The sequence below is a fragment of the Haemophilus parainfluenzae genome, assembly GCF_003252755.1.
In the GTDB taxonomy this organism is placed as follows: domain Bacteria; phylum Pseudomonadota; class Gammaproteobacteria; order Enterobacterales; family Pasteurellaceae; genus Haemophilus_D; species Haemophilus_D parainfluenzae_N.
Map to the genome: position 1 here is coordinate 25,623 of NZ_QEPT01000002.1, position 20,026 is coordinate 45,648.

Annotated in this window: 21 protein-coding genes; 9 read left to right on the top strand and 12 right to left on the bottom strand. The window is 39.6% G+C overall.

Going from position 1 to position 20,026, the window contains the following annotated elements; translation table 11 throughout:
- Window positions 1-13 precede the first annotated feature (13 nt).
- From DPV95_RS02360 to DPV95_RS02380, 5 genes are all read right to left on the bottom strand, one after another.
- Window positions 14-991, bottom strand: a complete 978-nt coding sequence (locus DPV95_RS02360) for an ABC transporter substrate-binding protein (protein WP_049368265.1) — start codon at window positions 989-991, stop codon at window positions 14-16.
- A gap of 134 nt (window positions 992-1,125) precedes the next feature.
- Window positions 1,126-1,485 (bottom strand): MmcQ/YjbR family DNA-binding protein, encoded by a 360-nt coding sequence (locus DPV95_RS02365; RefSeq protein WP_049368264.1) that lies wholly within the window; start codon window positions 1,483-1,485, stop codon window positions 1,126-1,128.
- A 144-nt stretch (window positions 1,486-1,629) separates the two neighbouring features.
- The gene (locus DPV95_RS02370; RefSeq protein ID WP_005696950.1) at window positions 1,630-2,109 is read right to left on the bottom strand and encodes a PM0630 family protein; all 480 of its coding nucleotides are present in this window, start codon (window positions 2,107-2,109) and stop codon (window positions 1,630-1,632) included.
- A gap of 31 nt (window positions 2,110-2,140) precedes the next feature.
- A complete protein-coding gene (locus tag DPV95_RS02375) occupies window positions 2,141-3,550 on the bottom strand; it encodes a multicopper oxidase domain-containing protein (protein ID WP_111406602.1) in 1,410 nt (469 codons plus the stop codon).
- Window position 3,551: 1 nt separating this feature from the next.
- The gene (locus DPV95_RS02380; protein ID WP_049375653.1) at window positions 3,552-4,274 is read right to left on the bottom strand and encodes a 1-acylglycerol-3-phosphate O-acyltransferase; all 723 of its coding nucleotides are present in this window, start codon (window positions 4,272-4,274) and stop codon (window positions 3,552-3,554) included.
- Between the two features lie 87 nt (window positions 4,275-4,361).
- On the opposite strand from DPV95_RS02380, the gene lpxH reads away from it, so the two are divergent.
- Window positions 4,362-5,066 carry a UDP-2,3-diacylglucosamine diphosphatase gene (lpxH, locus tag DPV95_RS02385; protein WP_111406603.1) on the top strand — a complete coding sequence of 235 codons (705 nt, stop codon included), beginning with the start codon at window positions 4,362-4,364 and terminating at the stop codon, window positions 5,064-5,066.
- 64 nt (window positions 5,067-5,130) lie between these two features.
- On the opposite strand, the gene glmS is transcribed toward lpxH, so the two are convergent.
- From glmS to nudC, 6 genes are all read right to left on the bottom strand, one after another.
- On the bottom strand, window positions 5,131-6,963 hold the full coding sequence (gene glmS, locus DPV95_RS02390) for a glutamine--fructose-6-phosphate transaminase (isomerizing) (protein ID WP_049368260.1): 1,833 nt from the start codon (window positions 6,961-6,963) through the stop codon (window positions 5,131-5,133).
- A 50-nt stretch (window positions 6,964-7,013) separates the two neighbouring features.
- On the bottom strand, window positions 7,014-7,796 hold the full coding sequence (locus DPV95_RS02395) for a DeoR/GlpR family DNA-binding transcription regulator (protein WP_049368259.1): 783 nt from the start codon (window positions 7,794-7,796) through the stop codon (window positions 7,014-7,016).
- Window positions 7,797-7,922: 126 nt separating this feature from the next.
- The gene (locus DPV95_RS02400) at window positions 7,923-8,195 is read right to left on the bottom strand and encodes an HU family DNA-binding protein (protein ID WP_005696943.1); all 273 of its coding nucleotides are present in this window, start codon (window positions 8,193-8,195) and stop codon (window positions 7,923-7,925) included.
- Between the two features lie 136 nt (window positions 8,196-8,331).
- Window positions 8,332-8,922, bottom strand: a complete 591-nt coding sequence (locus DPV95_RS02405) for a YjaG family protein (protein WP_049368258.1) — start codon at window positions 8,920-8,922, stop codon at window positions 8,332-8,334.
- 11 nt (window positions 8,923-8,933) lie between these two features.
- Window positions 8,934-9,998: a uroporphyrinogen decarboxylase gene (hemE, locus tag DPV95_RS02410; RefSeq protein ID WP_111406604.1), complete on the bottom strand. Its 1,065-nt coding sequence runs from the start codon at window positions 9,996-9,998 to the stop codon at window positions 8,934-8,936.
- Between the two features lie 10 nt (window positions 9,999-10,008).
- Window positions 10,009-10,803: an NAD(+) diphosphatase gene (gene nudC / locus DPV95_RS02415; protein WP_111406730.1), complete on the bottom strand. Its 795-nt coding sequence runs from the start codon at window positions 10,801-10,803 to the stop codon at window positions 10,009-10,011.
- A 147-nt stretch (window positions 10,804-10,950) separates the two neighbouring features.
- On the opposite strand from nudC, the gene DPV95_RS02420 reads away from it, so the two are divergent.
- Together DPV95_RS02420 and DPV95_RS02425 are read left to right on the top strand one after the other, a co-directional pair.
- A complete protein-coding gene (locus DPV95_RS02420) occupies window positions 10,951-11,406 on the top strand; it encodes a DUF3290 family protein (protein WP_111406605.1) in 456 nt (151 codons plus the stop codon).
- Entirely contained in the window at window positions 11,406-12,041 is a 636-nt protein-coding gene (locus tag DPV95_RS02425) for a DUF421 domain-containing protein (RefSeq protein ID WP_111406606.1), read from the top strand. The genes DPV95_RS02420 and DPV95_RS02425 overlap by 1 nt, the downstream gene beginning before the upstream one ends.
- 42 nt (window positions 12,042-12,083) lie before the next feature.
- Here DPV95_RS02425 and DPV95_RS02430 read toward each other — a convergent pair whose 3' ends face one another.
- Complete coding sequence (locus tag DPV95_RS02430) at window positions 12,084-13,298, bottom strand: aromatic amino acid transporter (protein ID WP_049368253.1); 1,215 nt, start codon at window positions 13,296-13,298, stop codon at window positions 12,084-12,086.
- A gap of 176 nt (window positions 13,299-13,474) precedes the next feature.
- Here DPV95_RS02430 and DPV95_RS02435 point away from each other — a divergent pair, with 176 nt between their 5' ends.
- From DPV95_RS02435 to DPV95_RS02460, 6 genes are all read left to right on the top strand, one after another.
- On the top strand, window positions 13,475-14,338 hold the full coding sequence (locus DPV95_RS02435) for a YicC/YloC family endoribonuclease (protein ID WP_005696936.1): 864 nt from the start codon (window positions 13,475-13,477) through the stop codon (window positions 14,336-14,338).
- Between the two features lie 8 nt (window positions 14,339-14,346).
- Complete coding sequence (gene ygfZ, locus DPV95_RS02440) at window positions 14,347-15,186, top strand: CAF17-like 4Fe-4S cluster assembly/insertion protein YgfZ (protein ID WP_049368252.1); 840 nt, start codon at window positions 14,347-14,349, stop codon at window positions 15,184-15,186.
- Between the two features lie 291 nt (window positions 15,187-15,477).
- A complete protein-coding gene (locus DPV95_RS02445; protein WP_049368251.1) occupies window positions 15,478-17,079 on the top strand; it encodes a lactate permease LctP family transporter in 1,602 nt (533 codons plus the stop codon).
- A 96-nt stretch (window positions 17,080-17,175) separates the two neighbouring features.
- The gene (locus DPV95_RS02450; protein WP_049368250.1) at window positions 17,176-17,907 is read left to right on the top strand and encodes a (Fe-S)-binding protein; all 732 of its coding nucleotides are present in this window, start codon (window positions 17,176-17,178) and stop codon (window positions 17,905-17,907) included.
- A gap of 1 nt (window position 17,908) precedes the next feature.
- A complete protein-coding gene (locus DPV95_RS02455) occupies window positions 17,909-19,321 on the top strand; it encodes a LutB/LldF family L-lactate oxidation iron-sulfur protein (RefSeq protein ID WP_049368249.1) in 1,413 nt (470 codons plus the stop codon).
- A 5-nt stretch (window positions 19,322-19,326) separates the two neighbouring features.
- Window positions 19,327-20,025 carry a LutC/YkgG family protein gene (locus DPV95_RS02460; RefSeq protein ID WP_005698323.1) on the top strand — a complete coding sequence of 233 codons (699 nt, stop codon included), beginning with the start codon at window positions 19,327-19,329 and terminating at the stop codon, window positions 20,023-20,025.
- The last annotated feature ends 1 nt before the right edge of the window (window position 20,026 follow it).

Sequence of the window (20,026 nt, forward strand, 5' to 3'; positions counted from 1 at the left end):
ATTCAGTTTCAAATTAAGCCAAGAAGAATTTATCATCCGGCAATTTACCACCTAATAGTTTTGGATTGAATTCCATCAAAGTTTCATAGAATTGCATGATTTCATTTTTCAGTTCACTGGCTTTGGTCACCGTTAAGCGCGCACCGTCTAAGCCCATTTCAATAGCGGCTTCTGGTGCTGGCAGATAATTAGCGCCAATTTCAGCCGCACTTTTGCGGTTCGCCATAATCCAGTTTAACGCATCACTTAAATCTTGGTGAAGTAGATCAAACTCAGCCTTGTGTGCGTGGAAGTATTCTTCGTTAGCAATAATGCCCGCCATTGGAATAAGCGGTTTCGTGTTAAACGCTTGACCCCATTCTTTCACTAAATCAAAGCCGCGTACAATCTCCGTACCAACAATTTTAGCTTTCAGCACAACGGCACTCGCCATCGGTTCTGGCAAGATGGCCGCATGGAAATCTTTAAGCAAGAACAAACCAATTGCTTCAGTTGGTGTTGCCGCATAGGTGATATCCACTTTATTAATATCAATATTCAGTTTTTTCAGTAAAGCTTGTAATACGATGTCTGGCATATCGTTTTTAAATGGCACAAGGATTTTTTTACCCACTAATTCTTGCGGTGAAGTAATGGCACTACCTTTGCACATCAATTGCGTAATCCCATTGGTGAGAATATTCACCATGCCAACTTGTTGCCCTTGATTACGTAAATTCACACCCACATTACTCGGGCTCATCATCACTTTAAATTGTCCACTTGCCACGCCTGCGCGCAACTGATCAGGTGAACGCCAAATTTCTAATGCGACATCCGCTTGTTTGGCTAATTTACCTTGTGCTGCCGCCACTGCAATGGTCACACTTGGCATCGCGGGTGCGCCATAAATGGTAAATTGTTCTTTTGTTGCCGCAAAGAGAGAAGGCGACATACCCGCTGCCGTAAGTGCTGCACTCATTCTTAAAAAATCACGTCTATTCATTGTCATGGTTATCTCCTTAATAATAAAACAGACCCAATGTCTGTATTTTGATAATGGTTTTCATTTATTATCTTACTAGCTGTGACTAAAGTAAAGAAAGACAAAAGTGCGGTCAGATTTTTAGGTGTTTTTAAATTCTTCTACTTTGTTAAGTCGTAGCTCCAATCCAACAACTTGAAGATTTCCTCGATTTCTACGCCATGGTCTAACATAATTGTTAGCCAATGGGTTTTGTTCATATGGTAAGCTGGTAAGAAATTAGGTGATTGCTGTAAGATGCTTACCATATCGGGTGGACATTTGAGATTGATGAAATCTGTTGTGCCTTCTTCTTGTAAACCCAATCTAATCTTCGTAATTTTGCCGATAAGTGCATACCATTTTCCTTTACCATTGCCATGACGCAAGATTGCATATTCTGGAAATTTCGACCAAAGATATTCTGGCTGCGTAGCATATTGTTTGGTAGCATAATCAAATATTTGTTGTACTTGATTCAAGTTTTGCTCCTTGAATAATGAGTTGGTTTGTCATCGTTCTTAGAATAAACAAAGACCGCCTGAAAATTGAATTTCAGGCGGCTTTTTAGACTTAAGTTACCAAATATTACCATTTAAAGTGCAGTCATTTTTGGATATTTTTAATTACTCAGTTACATAGAAAACTTGTTTTTCAAATTCATGTTTTCCAATTTTTACAGTAAGTACATATTTACCGGTAGGGTCCCATCGACCGAATTCCCAGCAATTTGTTACATATTTCCCATTTTCTAACGGTTTGGCAGTATAAGTAATGCTGTGAGTTTTTTTATTAGGGGATGATGTTATTTGCCCATTAGGCGCTTCGTTGAACTCCATTTGACTTTTAGCCTGCGCTTTGAATGTTTCCGTCACATTGACTTTTTTTCTGAAATGTCCTGTTGCAATCCAACATACTTTCTCATTTTTATTAGAACGAGAAATTTCTTTTTTATGTAAATCGACTGAGGGCATTTGGGTTCTATCAAAGATAGAAAGATAAATATGAGGCTCGTCAGCTTGTTGTTTAGTGTCTTTTGATTGTTCGGTTACAGCGAGGGCCGCGATTGGAAATATTGTTGCTAAGAAGAAGGTTAGTTTTTTCATTTTTGATTCCTTTTTATGTAATAAGTTGGTTTTATTGAATAACCATTATTCCGATACACCCCATATCAGCTAACATCAAATTTGATGCACCAAATAAAAAAGGATGGCTATTTGATGAAGGTTGCTCAAATTTTACTAAAATTTGTACTTTCTTTTTCACCCAAACGGTGTCTTTCCAAACAAGTTCAGTTGGACTGATATTGACGTCATCTTGATTTTCAATAACAAATTTTGCACCCTGAATGGTAAAACCGACAGGCAACGAGCTGTTGATAATCCAACGTTCGACAGTACCGACTTTCGCTGAAACATCAACTCGACGCGGATCAAAACGTTGTTTGTTAATTAAGCCGTTAGTCACATCTAGTTCAAAGGTGCGTTCTTGGGCGATTTTACTTTCGAGCATAGCCGTGGCATCAGTATTGAATGACTCATTCATTTTTTTGTTGAATGCAGAGATTTCACCAAGTGGACGAAGTTCTAAAACAGTGTTATCGGCAAAATCATTACCTGAACTGAAGACATTTTTGATTTTATCGAAGAAACCACGTTTAGCCCCAGAGATGAGCGATACGCCTTCTCTTTCGCTTAAATTGACTAACACTTCGGCACGTTCACCTGGTGCAAGAATAAGAGAATTAATCGCTTTACCTTGAGGTAGAAAACCTAAATCTCTCGCAATGAGCAACATGTCTTGTTCATTATCTAAACGGAGATCATAGGCTCTTGCTAATGAAGCATTGAGTAAGCGTAAACGTATCCAACCGCGAGGGACGTCAAGATAAGGCGCTTCTTGTCCATTAACAAGAAGACGATTACCGACAAAGTGCGGTTGATTTTGCTTAAATAATTGTAATCCGTCACCATTAAATTCCATGTCTTGTAAGATTAATGGAATATCGTCCACACCGTATTTATGAGGTAGCTGTGACTTTAAGCTTTGATCATCTTCAATCAACCACATCCCCACAATGCCACGATAGGTTTGATAAGCCGAGTTAGCCAGGGTTGCAGAGCGATACCAGCAAGTCGCGGCAGGTTGTTCTATCGGGATAATCGGTGCCCAAGATTCTCCTTTCTTTAAGACTTTTGCGGCGCCACCAAATAATTCGCCACTGGCTTGCAATCCTTGAATGGAGAGGGCAATGTTTTGTGGCAAATTGTTGTGATAATTGAGTTTTGCAAAAGAACCCGATTTGATGCGAATAGTGGGCCCAAGATAATTGCCGTTAAAGCCCCAGACACTGACACTATGGGAGCCATCTAATTTGTAGCCGGTTTCTTCCATATTAAGAATAATTGGGCGACCACGTTTCGCTTCCATCAACGGCGGAATGGTTAATTTTTCACGAGACGCTGCCAATACCGATTGAGGTGTGGCAACAAGTGCGGTTGAAATTGCGGTAGTTTTTAATAATTGGCGACGAGAAAGACGCAACATATTATTTTCCTTGTGCAATTTCAGCATCGAGTTCAGCGATGCGTTTTTCCATCAAATCGTGACAGTAAGTAGCAAGTTCGCGAACATTGTCTTTTGTGTAGGATGAAATATCAATTGGCTCCATCATTTCACAAATCACCTTACCATTATCCCAACGATTTAAATCAATTTTGTTATGTGTCGTCGAGCACACCACAGGCACGATTGGTACGCCAGCTGCAATCGCGGCATGGAATGCGCCTGTTTTGAATGGCAATAAACCACGACCACGGCTACGAGTGCCTTCAGGGAACATCCAAATTGACAGATTGTCTTTATTGATACGACGAGCAAGTTCCGTCATGGTGCTGTGTGCTTTAGAGCGATTTTCACGATCTAAGAAAATATTGCCCGTCACCCAATATAAAATGCCGAAAAAAGGAATCCAAATTAAACTTTTTTTACCTACACTTACCGTGCGAGGCAATACCATGTAAGAGATGGTCACCATATCGAAATTATTTTGGTGGTTACCGATGTAAATACAACGCGGCATATTCTCTTTATTTTGTGGAAAACGGTGTTCTACTTTTAAGCCAAATAAAGGGTATAAACGACCAAACCAGCGAGCCATAACGCCCACATTACTTGGATTTTTAAAACGAATAAAGGAATAGATCGTACCGAGCACACAAATTAAAATACAACAAAGTGCAACGATGAGAATTCTGGCGATTTTTAACATAGAAAATACCTAATTAAAATTTTTGGAAAGTATAGCAAATTACACAAAAATGTGTGCTAATCTAATGAAAAAAATGACGGAATAGTTATGAAACCCATTTATTTTATTGCAGATCTTCATTTGAGCGAAACGCATCCAGAATTAACCGCACTTTTTAACGATTTTATGCAAAACAAAGCACAAGAAGCACAAGCGGTTTATATTTTGGGAGATCTTTTTGATTTTTGGATTGGTGACGATGAAACTTCACCTTTAATTTCACAAGTAAAACAGTCGATTAAAAACCTGACAGAAAAGGGCATCGCTTGTTATTTCATCCATGGTAATCGAGATTTTCTGATAGGGAAAAAATTTGCACAAGATTGTGGTTTAACGTTATTGCCTGACTATCATTGTGTTGATCTTTATGGTGTGAAAACCTTAATTTGTCATGGTGATACCTTATGTATTGATGATGTGAAATATCAACAATTTCGCCGAAAGGTGCATCAAAAATGGCGACAAAGATTGTTTTTATGTTTGCCATTAAAAGTGCGGTTAAAAATTGCAGAGAAAATTCGCGCGAAGAGTAAACAAGATAAGCAATATAAGCCACTGGATATCATGGATGTGAATTTATCGTTTACGGCACAAACGGTGAAAGAATTTGGCGTGAAATGGTTAATTCATGGTCATACGCATCGAGAAGCCATTCATCAGGAAAAAGGGTACACGCGAATTGTGTTAGGCGATTGGCGAAAGGATTATGCCTCAATTCTGGAAGTAACAGAAAACGGTTATCGGTTTATTTAAACAAAAAGCACAGGATTAAACCTGTGCTTTTTTGTATTAAAACGTGCTGATTTTCAACTGCACTTTATTCTACGGTTACCGATTTCGCTAAGTTACGAGGTTGATCCACGTCGGTTCCTTTTATTAATGCCACATGGTATGACAATAATTGCATCGGAACGGTGTAGAAAATTGGCGCAATAATTTCATTCACTTTTGGCATAGTGATAATTTTCATGCCTTCGCTTGGTGTGAAGCCTGCTTCTTTATCAGCGAACACATAAAGCTGACCACCACGAGCACGTACCTCTTCAATGTTTGATTTCACTTTTTCAAGCAATTCATTGTTTGGTGCGACCACGATAACCGGCATATCTGCATCGATTAAGGCTAATGGACCGTGTTTTAATTCACCCGCCGCATAAGCTTCAGCATGAATATAAGAAATTTCTTTTAATTTCAATGAAGCTTCCATAGCGATAGGGTAGAACTCACCACGACCTAAGAAAAGCGCATGATTTTTCTCTGCGAAGTCTTCTGCTAATGCTTCGATGTCTTTATCAAACGCAAGGGCTTTTTCAACTTCAGCTGGAAGTGATTGTAACGCTTTTACAATTTCCACTTCTTGTTCATTTGAGATGTTGCCTTTTACTTTACCAATTGCAGTGACTAACATTAATAATGCGGCCAACTGAGTGGTAAAGGCTTTTGTTGATGCCACACCGACTTCAACGCCTGCACGAGTCATGAAGGCGAGATCCGATTCACGTACTAAAGATGAACTTGATACGTTACAGATCGTTAAGGCAGCCATATAACCTTTTTCTTTTGCAAGACGAAGTGCGGCAAGGGTATCTGCCGTTTCACCTGATTGAGAGATGGTTACTAATAAGCTATTTGGACGTGTGACAAATTTGCGGTAACGGAATTCAGACGCGATTTCAACATCACAGCTCACGCCAGCAAGTGCTTCAAACCAGTAACGAGCGGTCATTCCTGCATTATATGAGGTACCACAAGCCACGATTTGAATGTGTTCAACTTTTTCTAAAATTTCAGCTGCGCCATTACCAATAGCATCCACGATCACGTTATTATGAAGAACACGACCTTCCATTGTGTTGATTAATGCATTTGGTTGCTCATAAATTTCTTTTTGCATGAAATGGCGGAATTTGCCTTTTTCTGCTGCGTCATTTTCAAGGTTAGATTCGTGCACTTCACGTTCTACTTTCTGACCATTTGCATCATAAATATCCACGGTACGACGTGTGATTTCTGCGATATCGCCTTCCTCTAAATAGATGAAACGACGAGTTACGCTTAATAACGCGAGTTGGTCAGATGCAAGGAAGTTTTCGCCGATCCCTAAACCAATCACCAATGGGCTACCTGAACGAGCAGCAACTAAATGTTCTGGATGCTCACGATCTAATACCACCATACCGTATGCGCCAGTAAGTTGTTTTACCGTTTTTTGGACAGCTTCAAGAAGAGTTGAGGATGTACGCATCTCCCAATTAACAAGGTGAGCGATCACTTCGGTATCGGTCTGAGAATTGAATACATAGCCACGTGATTTTAGTAATTCACGTAATTCTTCGTGGTTTTCGATAATGCCGTTATGGACGACAGCAAAGTTACCTGAAGTATGCGGATGAGCATTGGCCTCAGACGGTTCACCATGAGTTGCCCAACGCGTGTGAGCGATCCCTGTACCACCGATTAATGGTTTTACCGCAACTGCTTCATCAAGGGCTTTTACTTTACCCAAGCAGCGCACGCGGTGTAATTCATGGTTTGGATCCACAACAGCCACACCTGCAGAATCATAACCACGATACTCTAAGCGGTGTAAACCGTTAATTAAAATTTCTGCTACATCACGTTGTGCTACCGCACCAACAATACCACACATAGTTTTTCCTTATTTACTAAAATTAAAAGTCTTGTTTTTCTGACCGCACTTTATGCTACGTCTACACAAATTACTTCTACGCATTGGGCCATGATGGCGTCTTTGTCAGCCTGAGATAATTTGTTATCGGTAATCAGCACATCAATTTGCTGCCAGGTTAATTCCACATTTGGCATTTTTCTGCCAATTTTTTGTGATTCCACCATCACAATCACTTCACGAGACACTTCAGCCATCACTTGGCTTAAGCGAACCAGCTCATTAAATGTTGTTGTACCACGTTCTAAATCAATGCCATCTGCACCAATAAATAATTGGTCAAAATCATAAGAACGTAGGACTTGCTCGGCAATATTGCCTTGGAAGGATTCGGAACGTGTGTCCCAAGTGCCTCCCGTCATTAAGAGCGTTGGTTCATTTTCGAGTGAACGTAATGCGGTGGCCACCGAAAGCGAATTCGTCATCACAACCAAGCCTTGCTTGCGATTAAGTTGTTTAATCAAGGCGGCGGTTGTGCTGCCACTATCCACAATAATGCGATTGTGATCACGAATACGTTCTGCGGCAGCCTTTGCTAAGACTAACTTTCGTTGCGAAAGTTCATCATCTTGTTCTTCTTCGATGATTTCTGGTGGCATTAAAATGGCACCACCGTATTTACGAAGAAGGAAACCATTACTTTCTAATGCAGTGAGATCTTTTCGAATCGTCACTTCAGAGGTGTCAAATAACTGTACTAGCTGTTCTACACTGACTTCACCTTGTTCCTGCAGAAGTTGCATGATGGCATGTCTGCGTTGTTGGGTATTTCGGTGTTGAATGTTTCGTTTCATTATTTATATCCCGTAATAAGTTTCGGTTCGGAATTATATAAGCAAAATGATGATTGTAAAGCTAAAATTTAGGCAACAAAAAACCCTGACAAAGCAGGGTTCAATTAAAGTCCGTTTTAAGACAAATTATTTGATTGCGTCTTTTAATGCTTTACCAGATACGAATGCAGGAACTTTAGATGCCGCGATTTTGATTTCTGCACCAGTTTGTGGGTTACGTCCAGTACGTGCTGCACGTTTGTTTACTTTAAATGTACCGAAACCGATTAATTGAACAGGTTCACCTTTTTTAAGGCTACCAGTGATAGCAGCTAAAGTAGCTTCTAATGCAGCTTTAGCTTGTTTTTTATTTAATTCAGCAGCACTTGCAATTGCATCGATTAAATCTGTTTTGTTCATAAATTTGTACCTTTTGTTAAATTAAAATTTGACTCTGTTAAGTTAGAGGCCTGTAACCAACTATGGCTTGGAAAAGGATAATCTAACTTTCTAGGAAATAAAAGCCCGATTTGCAAAAATTGTGACAAATCTCACGTCATTGCTCAATTTTTATACCAATATTGGAGATTCCCTCCTGTTTGATCTCATTTCGGAGGGATAAAATCAGGTCTACATCGCGTTTTTCACATTCTTTGAGTAAGCGATAGATTTGCCATTGAAGGTCAAGTTCCTCTTCAATTTCTTCACGGCTTTTTAGTTCGCTCTCAGAAAGATCACGATTTTCTTGTGTTTCTAACAAAGAACAAACCGTACCTAACGAAATTTGACTAATTTGAATCGCTTTTTCGAGCGTCTCGCCAGCGATAATAGCATGCAATAATTCACCTAATGCTTCACAAGCATCGAGAGCGGGTACCACGCCAAAGAAGTCATAATCATTCACATCAGGAATAATTTCTTCGAGCTTCTCTAATTGGTTTTCGAAATTGATTTTTGCTCCTTTGACCGTTAGAAATTCCCACACTAAATTTAAAATGTTGTGATAGGTCTTTTCTGCTTGCTCCTGTTCGGTCATTTGACAAAACAGGGCAAAGTTCGGTGCCATGCGTTCGCATAAGCAAGCCATAAAGGTCAGATGTTGCCAGCTTTCAACATTTTCCAAGCGCTTGTGAATTGGATTTCGCATTTTTTTCTCGCTTATTTATGATAGGCTTTTGAGAATTCATGAATGGCATCCACGAAGATTTTTGGTGCACTTTCTGGCACATCTTGGTGGATTCCATGGCCTAAGTTAAATACATGGCCGCTACCTTGACCAAAATCAGCTAAAATTGACTGCACTTCTTGCTCAATACGCTCTGCAGGTGCATATAACACACTTGGATCCATATTGCCTTGTAGTGCCACTTTATGGCCCACACGCGCTTTCGCATCCGCCAAATTAACTGTCCAGTCTAATCCGAGTGCATCACAGCCTGTATTTGCCATGGCTTCTAACCATAAGCCGCCACCTTTAGTAAATAAAGTCACCGGTACTTTACGACCATCGTGTTCACGAATTAAACCATCGACGATTTTGTGCATATATTGCAGAGAGAAGTCTAAATATTCACGATGACCTAATACACCGCCCCAAGTATCAAACACCATGACCGCTTGTGCACCTGCTTTGATTTGTGCGTTTAGGTATAAAATCACGGAATCCGCCACTTTATCTAATAAAAGATGCAAAGTTTGCGGTTCGGCATACATCATTTTTTTGATTTTATTGAAGGTTTTGCTGCTACCACCTTCAACCATATAAGTTGCCAGTGTCCACGGGCTACCAGAGAAACCAATCAGTGGCACTTCGCCTTTTAGTTCGAGACGAATTGTGCGCACAGCATTCATCACATATTGAAGTTCGCCTTCAGGATCAGGAATCGGTAAATTTTCGACCGCACTTTTATTTTCAATTGGACGGGCAAATTTCGGGCCTTCACCTGCACCAAAACTTAAGCCTAAGCCCATCGCATCAGGAATAGTTAAAATATCTGAGAACAAAATAGCTGCGTCTAAAGCATAGCGACGAAGTGGTTGTAAGGTGACTTCACAAGCTAAATCCGCATTGCGGCAAAGAGACATAAAATCGCCTGCTTCTGCACGTGTTGCTTTATATTCAGGCAAATAGCGTCCCGCTTGGCGCATCATCCATACGGGGGTCATATCCACTGGTTCACGTAATAAGGCTTTTAAATAACGATCATTTTTTAATTCAGACATGGGCTTTCCTTTATTTATTTTGTTCCGCTTTGCAAATCTCAAGCGTAGCATTAATTAATTTGAGTGCGATAGTACCCGTTGGCGGTAATTCTGGCAAGGGGGCAGCGCTAGAAAACCATTGTGCATCATGCAGTTCTGTTTCTTGCAGTTGAATTTCCCCGCTGTCGTAATCAGCTAAAAAACCCACCATTTGTGAGTTCGGGAATGCCCAAGGTTGGCTACCGAAATAGCGAATATTCTTCACGCGAATACCAGTTTCTTCAAACACTTCACGATGAACGGCATCTTCAAAGGTTTCGCCCACTTCCACAAAACCGGCTAGCGTGGTGTAAATACCTGCTTTGCCTGGCGTGTAATGACGTTTATGGTTGGCTAATAAAATCTCTGTGCCACGGCGAACGGCGACAATAATCGAAGGGCAAATAACGGGATAAGTACGATAGCCACAACTTGTGCATTGAACCGCTAGCTCATCGTGAGTTTGTTCCGCTTTTTGACCGCACTTTCCGCAGAATTGGTGGGTTTTCAAAAAATGATTGATTTCCACGCCTCGGCTTAACAAATGAAAATCTTCAGTTGGTAAAGACAACAAACTCCGCAGGGAAAGGTATTCTCGTTCATCTTGATCATTTTCTGCCACAAGCCATAAAGGTTGTGATTTCCATTTCCCGAGCAACATTGCTTTTTGCGTTGTGAGGCCGAGTTCCTTTGCTGTTCCGAAAGGCAGATCATTTTCCTGCCAATAAAGTGTCGATCCTTTGGTGAACAGCCAATATCCCTGATCTTCGGGCTGAATTGCTTTCATATTTTTCTCTTTTTGTTTCAAAAGTGCGGTCATTATAAAAGGGATTTTTCGGAAAAACGAATTTAATTTCTGTGATAAAAATAGCTAGTCAGTTTTCGTTGTGCTACAGTAGCAACCTGTTTTTCTCTTTAAAATTAGGAATGACAAATGTCTTTTTTCTCTTTTGCTTTTTTAGAAAATTCGATGTCTTTTGAAGGTTATTTTAAATATATCGCCATTTTTGTCTCGTTAGGTGCATTGCTTGTGGTGACAAGCTTATATTTACGTCATCGGTTACAAACCAAATATCGCGATCTCAGTATTATCTTTCTTTTATTAATTATTTTCTTGCTCGGTGTGCAATATAAGCAATATGAGCAAAATGAAGTCTATGCAGCTGATATCTCTAGCGTGGTGACATTTTTAAATTCGGTGAAAGATAGTCAAAATTTACAGAAAGAAGATATTCGTACCAATAGCCGTACATTAACGAACGGCATGATTTTAAATATTCGGGATCAGTATTTCGAAGTCCATTTTAATAATGATTTTTCAGCGTATACCTTATCCCCAATTAACTTAGTAAACCCTAATGTTACTGTGATTGATAAGGAGGATAAATAATGGATGGCTACACATTATTAGGCTTGAAATTGGCCATGGGTATTATTGGACTGGTACTCCAAATTAACTTAATGGGAAAAGGTAACCTTGCACCGACTTCCGCGATGGATCAGGTACAAAACTATGTGCTAGGTGGCATTATTGGTGGTGTGATTTATAGCGATAGTATTGGGGTATTCCAGTTCTCTCTCGTGCTCGTGCTTTGGACATTATTGGTTTTTACCCTCCGTTTTATCAAAAATCATAACAAATTAGTTAAATCTTTGATTGATGGTAAACCTGTTTGGGTGATTTCAAACGGCAAGGTAAAAACTGCTGAATGTATGAAAAACAGTATTACTGCTAATGACCTCATGTTTAAGTTACGTGCTGCCGGTATTTATGAAATCAAAACGGTTAAACGTGCGGTATTTGAACAAAATGGACAACTTTCGATTATTCGATACGGTGATGATGATTTACGTTATCCATTAATTATTGATGGACAATTAGATGATGATGTTTTAGAAATTATTGATCGTGATGAAGAATGGGTTAAAGCTGAGTTAGAAAAACAGAACATAACGATTGAGCAAGTGTATATTGGCGAATACTTGAATGGTCAGTTAGTGGCACATGTATATGAAAACAAATAAAAGAGACCGCACCTTAAAAGTGCGGTCTTTTTTTCGCTCATTTTAACCGACAACAAAAGGTAAATAACCCGCTCGGATGGCAAAAGGAATTGAAGTAATAATCACCCCAAGCACCAATACAAGTACTAACAATGCTTTACCGCCCCACACTCTGTATGGCAAGTTAGGATGAATCGCACGTGCTTTCCAAACTAATGCTACCGGTAAAACCACTGCGTAGAACGCAAACATTTGACCAGCATAACCCAGAGCGAGAATAAAACCTTCCGGATAGAAAAGGGAGAAAAGCACTGGTGGAATAAAGGTCATTAAACCCAATGAAATGCGCCCTGCATGAATATTAAAAGATTGTTTGAGCAAGTCTTCAATACATTCTAATAAACCTAATGCCACCCCTAAGAATGAAGTGACCAATGCTAAAGTGGAGAAGATTTTTACCGCATTCGCAATAATTGGGCTTTGGGTGATTTCTAAGGTTGCTTTCACCAAGCCATTTAACGTGGCGTCTTCACGTAAAATTTGTAAAAACTCATTTTGGCTGAGTAAGCCGTGCGTAGAAAGCTGCCATAAAAAGTAAGCAAATAATGTGATGCCAGAACCCACTAAAATCGCAATGCGTAAGGATTTTACATTACCGTCTAAGTATTTATTTAAACTTGGAATGGAACCGTGGAAACCAAATGCCGTGAAAAATACAGGGCTTGCAGAAATAATTAAAGCGTTATCAATTGGCATCGCCATTAAGTTATCAAATTTGATGTTCGGTAGCATTAACGCGAGCACTAAGATAAAAGCAGCAATCATCACAAAGAATAATACGCGATTGATTTTGTCCACACTGTGTGTGCCGATGACAATAAAACTACCGAAGAAAATGGTGAATACAAGCACCGCGATTTTGTTCATGGTGTCTTTATCGCCCATGGCTGGGAGTAAATCCATTAATAAGGAACCACCACCACTTACGTAAGCGGCAATTAAGGCATATAAGAAGACAATTAAAACAGCGGTGGAAATAATTCGCCCTGCTTTACCAAAATATTGTGCAGCAAGTGTACCGATCCCTGCATCGCTGTCAGCGGTTTGATACAGTTCAACGAATAAAAGTGCGGTGAAAGTGAGCACCGCCCACAAGCCAATTAATAAGAAAACCGTCGCCGTTAAGCCAATCCCTGCAGAGGTGAGCGGCATTGCCAGCATCCCCGCACCAATCATGGTTCCAGCAACAAGTAAGGTACTTCCTACAGTCTTGTTCATTTTACTTTCCTTTAATTGTAATAATAAGTTTACGATGATTGTATTTTAATCTTTACACTGTGTAAAGTAGGGAAAACAAAATTCTTCTACAAAATGTACGGTAGAAATGACCGTACTTTCCCGATAAAATAGCCGGCAAATCAATTAAGACGAGAGACAATAGTAGGAGAGCGCTTATGATTTATAGTATGACAGCCTTTGCACGCCTTGAAATCAAGAAAGCTTGGGGCGATGCAGTTTGGGAAATTCGTTCGGTTAACCAACGTTATTTGGAAAACTTTTTCCGCTTGCCAGAGCAATTTAGAGGCTTGGAAAATGCTTTGCGTGAGAAACTTCGTCAAAATCTCACTCGCGGTAAAATTGAATGTTCATTGCGTATTGATAGCAAAAAACAAGCAGCGGCTGAACTCAATTTAAATAAAGAGTTGGCGAATCAAGTTATTCAATCTTTACAATGGATTAAGGCGCAAGCTGGTGAAGGGGAAATCAATTTAGCAGATGTATTGCGTTATCCTGGCGTGGTGGAAGCGGCTGAGCAGGATTTAGATACCATCAGTCAAGATTTGTTGACAGCTTTTGATGAGTTGTTGGTGGAATTTATTGCAATGCGTGGCCGTGAAGGCGAAAAATTGCAAGCCATTATTCAACAACGTCTTGATGGCATCACCGTGGAGGCTGAAAAAGTGCGGTCACAAATGCCAGCGGTTTTACAATGGCAACGTGAGCGTTTATTACAGCGTTTTGAAGAAGCGCAGATTCAACTTGATCCACAACGTGTCGAACAAGAAATGATTTTATTGGCGCAACGTGTGGATGTGGCGGAAGAATTAGATCGTTTGCAAATGCACGTGAAAGAAACCAATAATATCTTGAAAAAAGGCGGGGCAGTGGGCCGTAAATTGGACTTTATGATGCAAGAGTTGAATCGTGAATCTAACACGTTGGCATCAAAGTCCATTAATGCAGACATCACTGCTTCCGCCGTGGAATTAAAAGTATTAATCGAACAAATGCGTGAGCAAATTCAAAACCTTGAATAGGAAAAATCATGGCAACATTTATTTCATTAAACCACTATGATTTGGTAGAGGTGGCGGGTGTGGATGCGGAGAAATATCTGCAAGGTCAATTAACTTGTGATGTGGTGCATTTAGCAGCTGGTACTTCAACGCTTACAGCACATTGTGATCCGAAAGGCAAAATGAACTCGTTGTTCCGCTTAATTAAGCTTTCAGCAGAGCAGTTTTTGATTTTAATGCCGAAAGCTTTATTGGCTCCACTCGATCATTTAAAAAAATATGCGGTGTTTTCAAAAGTCACTTTCCAAGTGTTGGATTGGCAAATTGTCGGCTTGATTGGTGAAAAGTACGGTCGAATTCATGCGCAGATTGAATTAGATATTGATGAAAATCGCGCAATTTTGATCAATCCTACATCGTTAGATGTCACCTTTAATGGCGATAAAAAACAATGGCTTTGTGCGGATATTCAAGCAGGCCTACCAAGCTTGAGTGCGGAAACGCAAAATGAATTTATCCCACAGGCATTAAATCTACAAGCTATCGAACAAGCGATTTCTTTTACTAAAGGCTGTTATATCGGGCAAGAAACTGTCGCGCGTGCCAAATATCGTGGCGCCAATAAACGAGCGATGTATGTGCTTTCGGGGGAAACCACAGTTACCCCGAAAATCGGTAGCGAAATTGAAATGCAGTTAGATACGGCTTGGCGTAAAACGGGCTCGATCGTAAGTGCGGTCAATTTTGACGGTGTTTTATGGTTACAAGTGGTGATGAACAACGATTTAGAAGAAGGGACGCATTTCCGTTTACCTGAAGATGGAACAGTTCTGAAAATTGAATCTCTTCCTTATTCCATAAACAACTAAATATATTGTCTTTTAATCTATTTTAAACTTAAAAATCCTTGGCGAAGTCAATCTTTGCAAAGGATTTTTTTATTATGCCTTTTGTAATGAAAATTTGTTTTCTAGCACAATTTCTGTATTTTTGTCAGATTTTTTGAATAGTTAAAAAAATGTTACAAGGATAAAAGGGAAATGTTAAAAAATTATGAGATCTTTGTCACATTTTCAATAAATTTCACTTAATAGGGTATAGGTTTTTTCTTTAAAACCCATAGAATACGCACAATTTTTAGTTATGTAAGAGGAGTAAGTATGACCCTATCTTTTATTCTTAGTGTTTTTCCGATCATCCTGTTGATCTATTTAATGGTAAAGCGTAATGCATTACCTTCTTATGTTGCATTACCTTGGATTGCAACTTTAGTAATGGGGGTTCATCTTCTTCATTTTAATACTGATATAGTGACAATTAGTGCGAATGTGACTGCAGCAATTGTGGCTGTTCAAACGCCAATTACTGTTATTTTTGGCGCAATTCTCTTTAACAAATTTTCAGAAGTATCTGGCGCAACTGATACGATGCGTAAATGGTTAGGCAATATTAACCCAAACCCAGTTGCACAATTAATGATTATCGGTTGGGCATTTGCTTTTATGATTGAGGGGGCAAGTGGCTTTGGTACACCAGCAGCGATTGCAGCGCCAATTTTAATGGGGTTAGGTTTTAATCCATTAAAAGTCGCCATGTTAGCTTTAGTGATGAATTCGGTTCCGGTTTCTTTTGGGGCGGTAGGTACACCAACTTGGTTCGGTTTTGGTCCATTAAAATTAGATTCAAAATCGATTCTTGAAATTGGTTCGATGACAGCGTTTATCCACTCCATTGCGGCATTAGTGATTCCATTGATGGCATTACGCATCATGGTGACCTGGAAAGAAATTCGTCAAAATATTGTTTTCATTTATATCAGCGTATTCTCTTGCGTGATTCCTTACTTCTTAATTGCACAATTTAACTATGAGTTCCCATCATTAGTTGGTGGCGCAATTGGTCTCTTTATTTCTGTGTTTGTGGCAAATAAAGGTATTGGTTTAGAGAAAGTTGAAAACAAGTTAGATAATAATGCTGTTAGCGCAGGCCAAGTTGCTAAAGCATTACTACCAACCGGTTTATTAATTTTATTCTTAATCGTTACACGTATTCCTGAGTTAGGCTTAAAAGGCTTAATGAATAACAAAGATGTGTGGTTCTCCACAGCGTTAGGTTCATTAGGCACATTTGAAGTCAGCAAAGGTTTAATTTTTAGTTTGAAAAATATCTTCGGTTCAGAAGTGAGTGAAAGCTATAAACTTCTTTATGTACCTGCTTTAATTCCATTTGTAATTACTGTATTAATTTCATTACCAATTTTCGGAGTGAACTTCAGTAGAACAAAAGGCATTTTTAGTACAAGCTTAAGCCAAGTAAAAAATCCATTTATTGCCTTAATGGGGGCCTTAGTGATGGTAAACTTGATGTTAGTGGGTGGCGAGCATTCTATGGTAAAAATCATAGGTCGTACCTTTGCAGAAGTTACCGGTAGTGACTGGACAATCTTCTCATCCTTCTTAGGTGCTGTAGGCGCATTTTTCTCAGGTTCAAATACCGTATCTAACTTAACATTCGGTAGCGTACAATTATCGACAGCAGAAACCACAGGTTTATCTGTGACTTTAATTCTTGCGTTACAATCAGTAGGTGGTGCGATGGGTAATATGGTATGTATTAATAATATCGTAGCAGTTTCTTCCGTATTGAATATTCAAAACAAAGAAGGAACAATCATTAAGACTACGATTGTACCTATGGTAGTTTACGGTATCATTGCAGCCCTTTGTGCAAGTTTTTTAATTCCGCTATTCTATGCGCTCTAAAATAGAGGCAAAAAGCAACCGCACTTTGTGGGCGGTTGCTTAACTTTTATCGAATATTTTACTTTTTATTTTCTATTATTGTTGGAGTAATTATTTATGAACGTAAATTTCTACGTTACTTGTATAGCCGACGTAGTAAAGAGCGGTGTGGCAAAAAACACCGTATTACTACTGGAAAAACTCGGTTGTAATGTTATCTTCCTTGAAAAACAAGGCTGTTGTGGGCAACCGGCATTAAACAGTGGTTACACCAAACAAGCCATCTCAGGCATGAAAAACTTAGTCGAAACCTTTGAAGTGAACGATTATCCCATCGTTGCCCCTGCAGGTTCCTGTGTTTATGCTATCAAAAACTATCCTGACTATTTCACTAAAGTTGGTGAGTTAGATTGGGCTGAGCGAGCGAAAAAGGTCGTTTCACGTTTCTGTGATTTAACGGATTTCATCGTCAATAAATTAGGTGTAACAGATGTTGGCGCCTATTTGCCAGGTAAAGCGGTTTATCATCCTTCTTGTAGTCTTACTCGTAAATTAGGCATTGTTGATGAACCAATCACTCTCTTGAAAGGTGTAAAAGGGTTAGATCTTCTTCCTATTCATAATCAACAAACTTGCTGTGGCTTTGGTGGAACTTTCTCTGTGAAAATGGCAGAGATTTCTGGCGAAATGGTGAAAGAAAAAGTTGAGCATATTGAAGAGGTTGAACCACAATATTTAATCGGTGCAGATGTAAGTTGTTTATTAAATATTGGTGGTCGTTTACAACGCGAAGGCAGCAAGATCAAAGTGATGCACATTGCGGAAGTATTAATGCAAGGGGAGAAATAAGATGTCATTGAAAACCAGTAATCTTCCTTTTAAAGCGCGTGTCGATCATGAAGTGCATAACACCATCATGCGTAAAGCGGTGGTGAAAGCTCAAGAAACTATTGGGGCTAACCGTCAAAAAATGGTGGACGAATTAGGTCATTGGGAAGAATGGCGTGATTTATCTAAACAGATTCGTAACCATGTTTTAGCTAATTTAGATGCTTATTTGTATCAATTAAGCGAAAAAGTGATGGGAAATGGCGGTAAAGTGTATTTTGCTGAAACGGCTGAAGAAGCGAGTGCTTATATTCGCAAAGTAGCATTAGAGAAAAATGCGAAGAAAATCGTAAAATCCAAATCCATGGTGACAGAAGAAATCGGTTTAAACGAAGTGCTTGAAAAAGAGGGCATGCAAGTGATCGAAACCGATTTGGGTGAATATCTATTACAAATTTCAGGTGATAAACCATCCCATATCGTTGTGCCTGCAATTCACAAAGATCGTCACCAAATCCGCAAAGATTTATCTGAAAAACTCGGTTATGAAGGTGAGGAAACGCCTGAAGATATGACGCGTTTCGTACGTGAAAAAATTCGTCAAGATTTTTTAGAAGCTGATATCGGTATCAGTGGTTGTAACTTTGCTGTAGCGGAAACTGGCTCAGTTTGTTTAGTGACAAACGAAGGTAACTTACGTTTAGCGACGACCTTACCAAAAACACATATTGCCGTGATGGGAATGGAGCGTTTAGCGCCGACTTTCCAAGAGGTGGATGTGTTAATTACGATGCTTGCTCGTAGTGCGGTAGGGGCGAAATTAACTGGTTATAACACTTGGTTAACCGGTCCTCGTCTTGCTGGTGAAACCGACGGTCCTGAAGAATTCCATTTGGTTATTGTGGATAATGGCCGTTCAGATATTTTAGCGTCTGAATTCCAAGAAGTTTTACGTTGTATCCGTTGCGGTGCTTGTTTGAATACCTGTCCGGCATATCGTCAAATCGGTGGTCATGGATATGGTTCTATTTACCCAGGTCCAATTGGTGCAGTGATTTCTCCGTTACTAGGTGGCTATGATGAATTCAAAGAATTGCCGTATGCTTGTTCTTTATGTAATGCGTGTAATTCGGTCTGCCCGGTGCGTATTCCATTAGCGCAGTTAATCTTAAAACACCGTGAGAAAATGGTAGAGTTAGGTAAAACTCCCGCGATGGAACGTTTATCTATTTTTGGTTTCACTACAGCCAATGCCAACCCAACACTATGGAAAACAGGTGTGAATATCGGTGCAAAATTAGCGGGTAAGCTGATCAAAAATGGGAAAGCACCAATTACATTTGGTGCATTGGGTGAATGGACAAAAGCACGAGATTTACCACAAGCAGATGGCGAAAGCTTCCGTCAATGGTTTAATAATAGAGAGAGAGGGTAATAAGCATGGATTTACAAAATCGCGAAAATTTTCTTAATAAATTAGCGGCGAAAATGGGTAAAGCCCGTGCTATCATACCTGAACCGATGGATGCACCAGTCAATACATACCCAACTGAGCGTTTAACCCATTTAAGTGCGGTTGATTTAGCGAATGAATTTATCAATTCTGCGAAAACCATGATGGTGGATGTAAATGTGTGTAGAGAGTCTGATGCAGTACAAACCTTACTTGCTCTCTGTGAAAAATATGGCGGTGGTGATGTTGTACTTAATTCCGATGAAAGATTGACCGCACTTGGTATTCCTGCGGCGCTTGAAGCGAAATATACTTGCCATACATGGTCACCAGAAACGGCACAAGATAATATTAGTTTTTCTGAAAAAGCTAATCTTGGTGTGGTTTATGCAGAATATGGTTTGGCGGAAACTGGCGGAATCGTCTTATTCTCTAGCGCAGATCGTGGACGTTCAGTGAGTTTATTACCTGAAAAATCGATTGTTGTTGTACGTAAAAGCCAAGTACTTCCACGTGTTGCACAAGTGGCGAAAGTATTACACGATAAAGCACAACAAGGCGAGCGTATGCCATCTTGTATCAATATTATCTCAGGTCCAAGTTCAACGGCAGATATTGAATTGATTAAAGTGATTGGCGTACATGGCCCAGTAGCAAAAATCTATTTAGTCATTGACGACTTATAAG

Excerpts from the sequence above, each read along its gene's own strand:
- DPV95_RS02360 (WP_049368265.1), bottom strand. The coding sequence starts at position 991 with ATGACAATGAATAGACGTGATTTTTTAAGAATGAGTGCAGCACTTACG.
- DPV95_RS02370 (WP_005696950.1), bottom strand. The coding sequence starts at position 2,109 with ATGAAAAAACTAACCTTCTTCTTAGCAACAATATTTCCAATCGCGGCC.
- DPV95_RS02375 (WP_111406602.1), bottom strand. The coding sequence starts at position 3,550 with ATGTTGCGTCTTTCTCGTCGCCAATTATTAAAAACTACCGCAATTTCA.
- DPV95_RS02380 (WP_049375653.1), bottom strand. The coding sequence starts at position 4,274 with ATGTTAAAAATCGCCAGAATTCTCATCGTTGCACTTTGTTGTATTTTA.
- lpxH (WP_111406603.1), top strand. The coding sequence starts at position 4,362 with ATGAAACCCATTTATTTTATTGCAGATCTTCATTTGAGCGAAACGCAT.
- glmS (WP_049368260.1), bottom strand. The coding sequence starts at position 6,963 with ATGTGTGGTATTGTTGGTGCGGTAGCACAACGTGATGTAGCAGAAATT.
- DPV95_RS02395 (WP_049368259.1), bottom strand. The coding sequence starts at position 7,796 with ATGAAACGAAACATTCAACACCGAAATACCCAACAACGCAGACATGCC.
- DPV95_RS02400 (WP_005696943.1), bottom strand. The coding sequence starts at position 8,195 with ATGAACAAAACAGATTTAATCGATGCAATTGCAAGTGCTGCTGAATTA.
- DPV95_RS02405 (WP_049368258.1), bottom strand. The coding sequence starts at position 8,922 with ATGCGAAATCCAATTCACAAGCGCTTGGAAAATGTTGAAAGCTGGCAA.
- hemE (WP_111406604.1), bottom strand. The coding sequence starts at position 9,998 with ATGTCTGAATTAAAAAATGATCGTTATTTAAAAGCCTTATTACGTGAA.
- nudC (WP_111406730.1), bottom strand. The coding sequence starts at position 10,803 with ATGAAAGCAATTCAGCCCGAAGATCAGGGATATTGGCTGTTCACCAAA.
- DPV95_RS02420 (WP_111406605.1), top strand. The coding sequence starts at position 10,951 with ATGTCTTTTTTCTCTTTTGCTTTTTTAGAAAATTCGATGTCTTTTGAA.
- DPV95_RS02425 (WP_111406606.1), top strand. The coding sequence starts at position 11,406 with ATGGATGGCTACACATTATTAGGCTTGAAATTGGCCATGGGTATTATT.
- DPV95_RS02430 (WP_049368253.1), bottom strand. The coding sequence starts at position 13,298 with ATGAACAAGACTGTAGGAAGTACCTTACTTGTTGCTGGAACCATGATT.
- DPV95_RS02435 (WP_005696936.1), top strand. The coding sequence starts at position 13,475 with ATGATTTATAGTATGACAGCCTTTGCACGCCTTGAAATCAAGAAAGCT.
- ygfZ (WP_049368252.1), top strand. The coding sequence starts at position 14,347 with ATGGCAACATTTATTTCATTAAACCACTATGATTTGGTAGAGGTGGCG.
- DPV95_RS02445 (WP_049368251.1), top strand. The coding sequence starts at position 15,478 with ATGACCCTATCTTTTATTCTTAGTGTTTTTCCGATCATCCTGTTGATC.
- DPV95_RS02450 (WP_049368250.1), top strand. The coding sequence starts at position 17,176 with ATGAACGTAAATTTCTACGTTACTTGTATAGCCGACGTAGTAAAGAGC.
- DPV95_RS02455 (WP_049368249.1), top strand. The coding sequence starts at position 17,909 with ATGTCATTGAAAACCAGTAATCTTCCTTTTAAAGCGCGTGTCGATCAT.
- DPV95_RS02460 (WP_005698323.1), top strand. The coding sequence starts at position 19,327 with ATGGATTTACAAAATCGCGAAAATTTTCTTAATAAATTAGCGGCGAAA.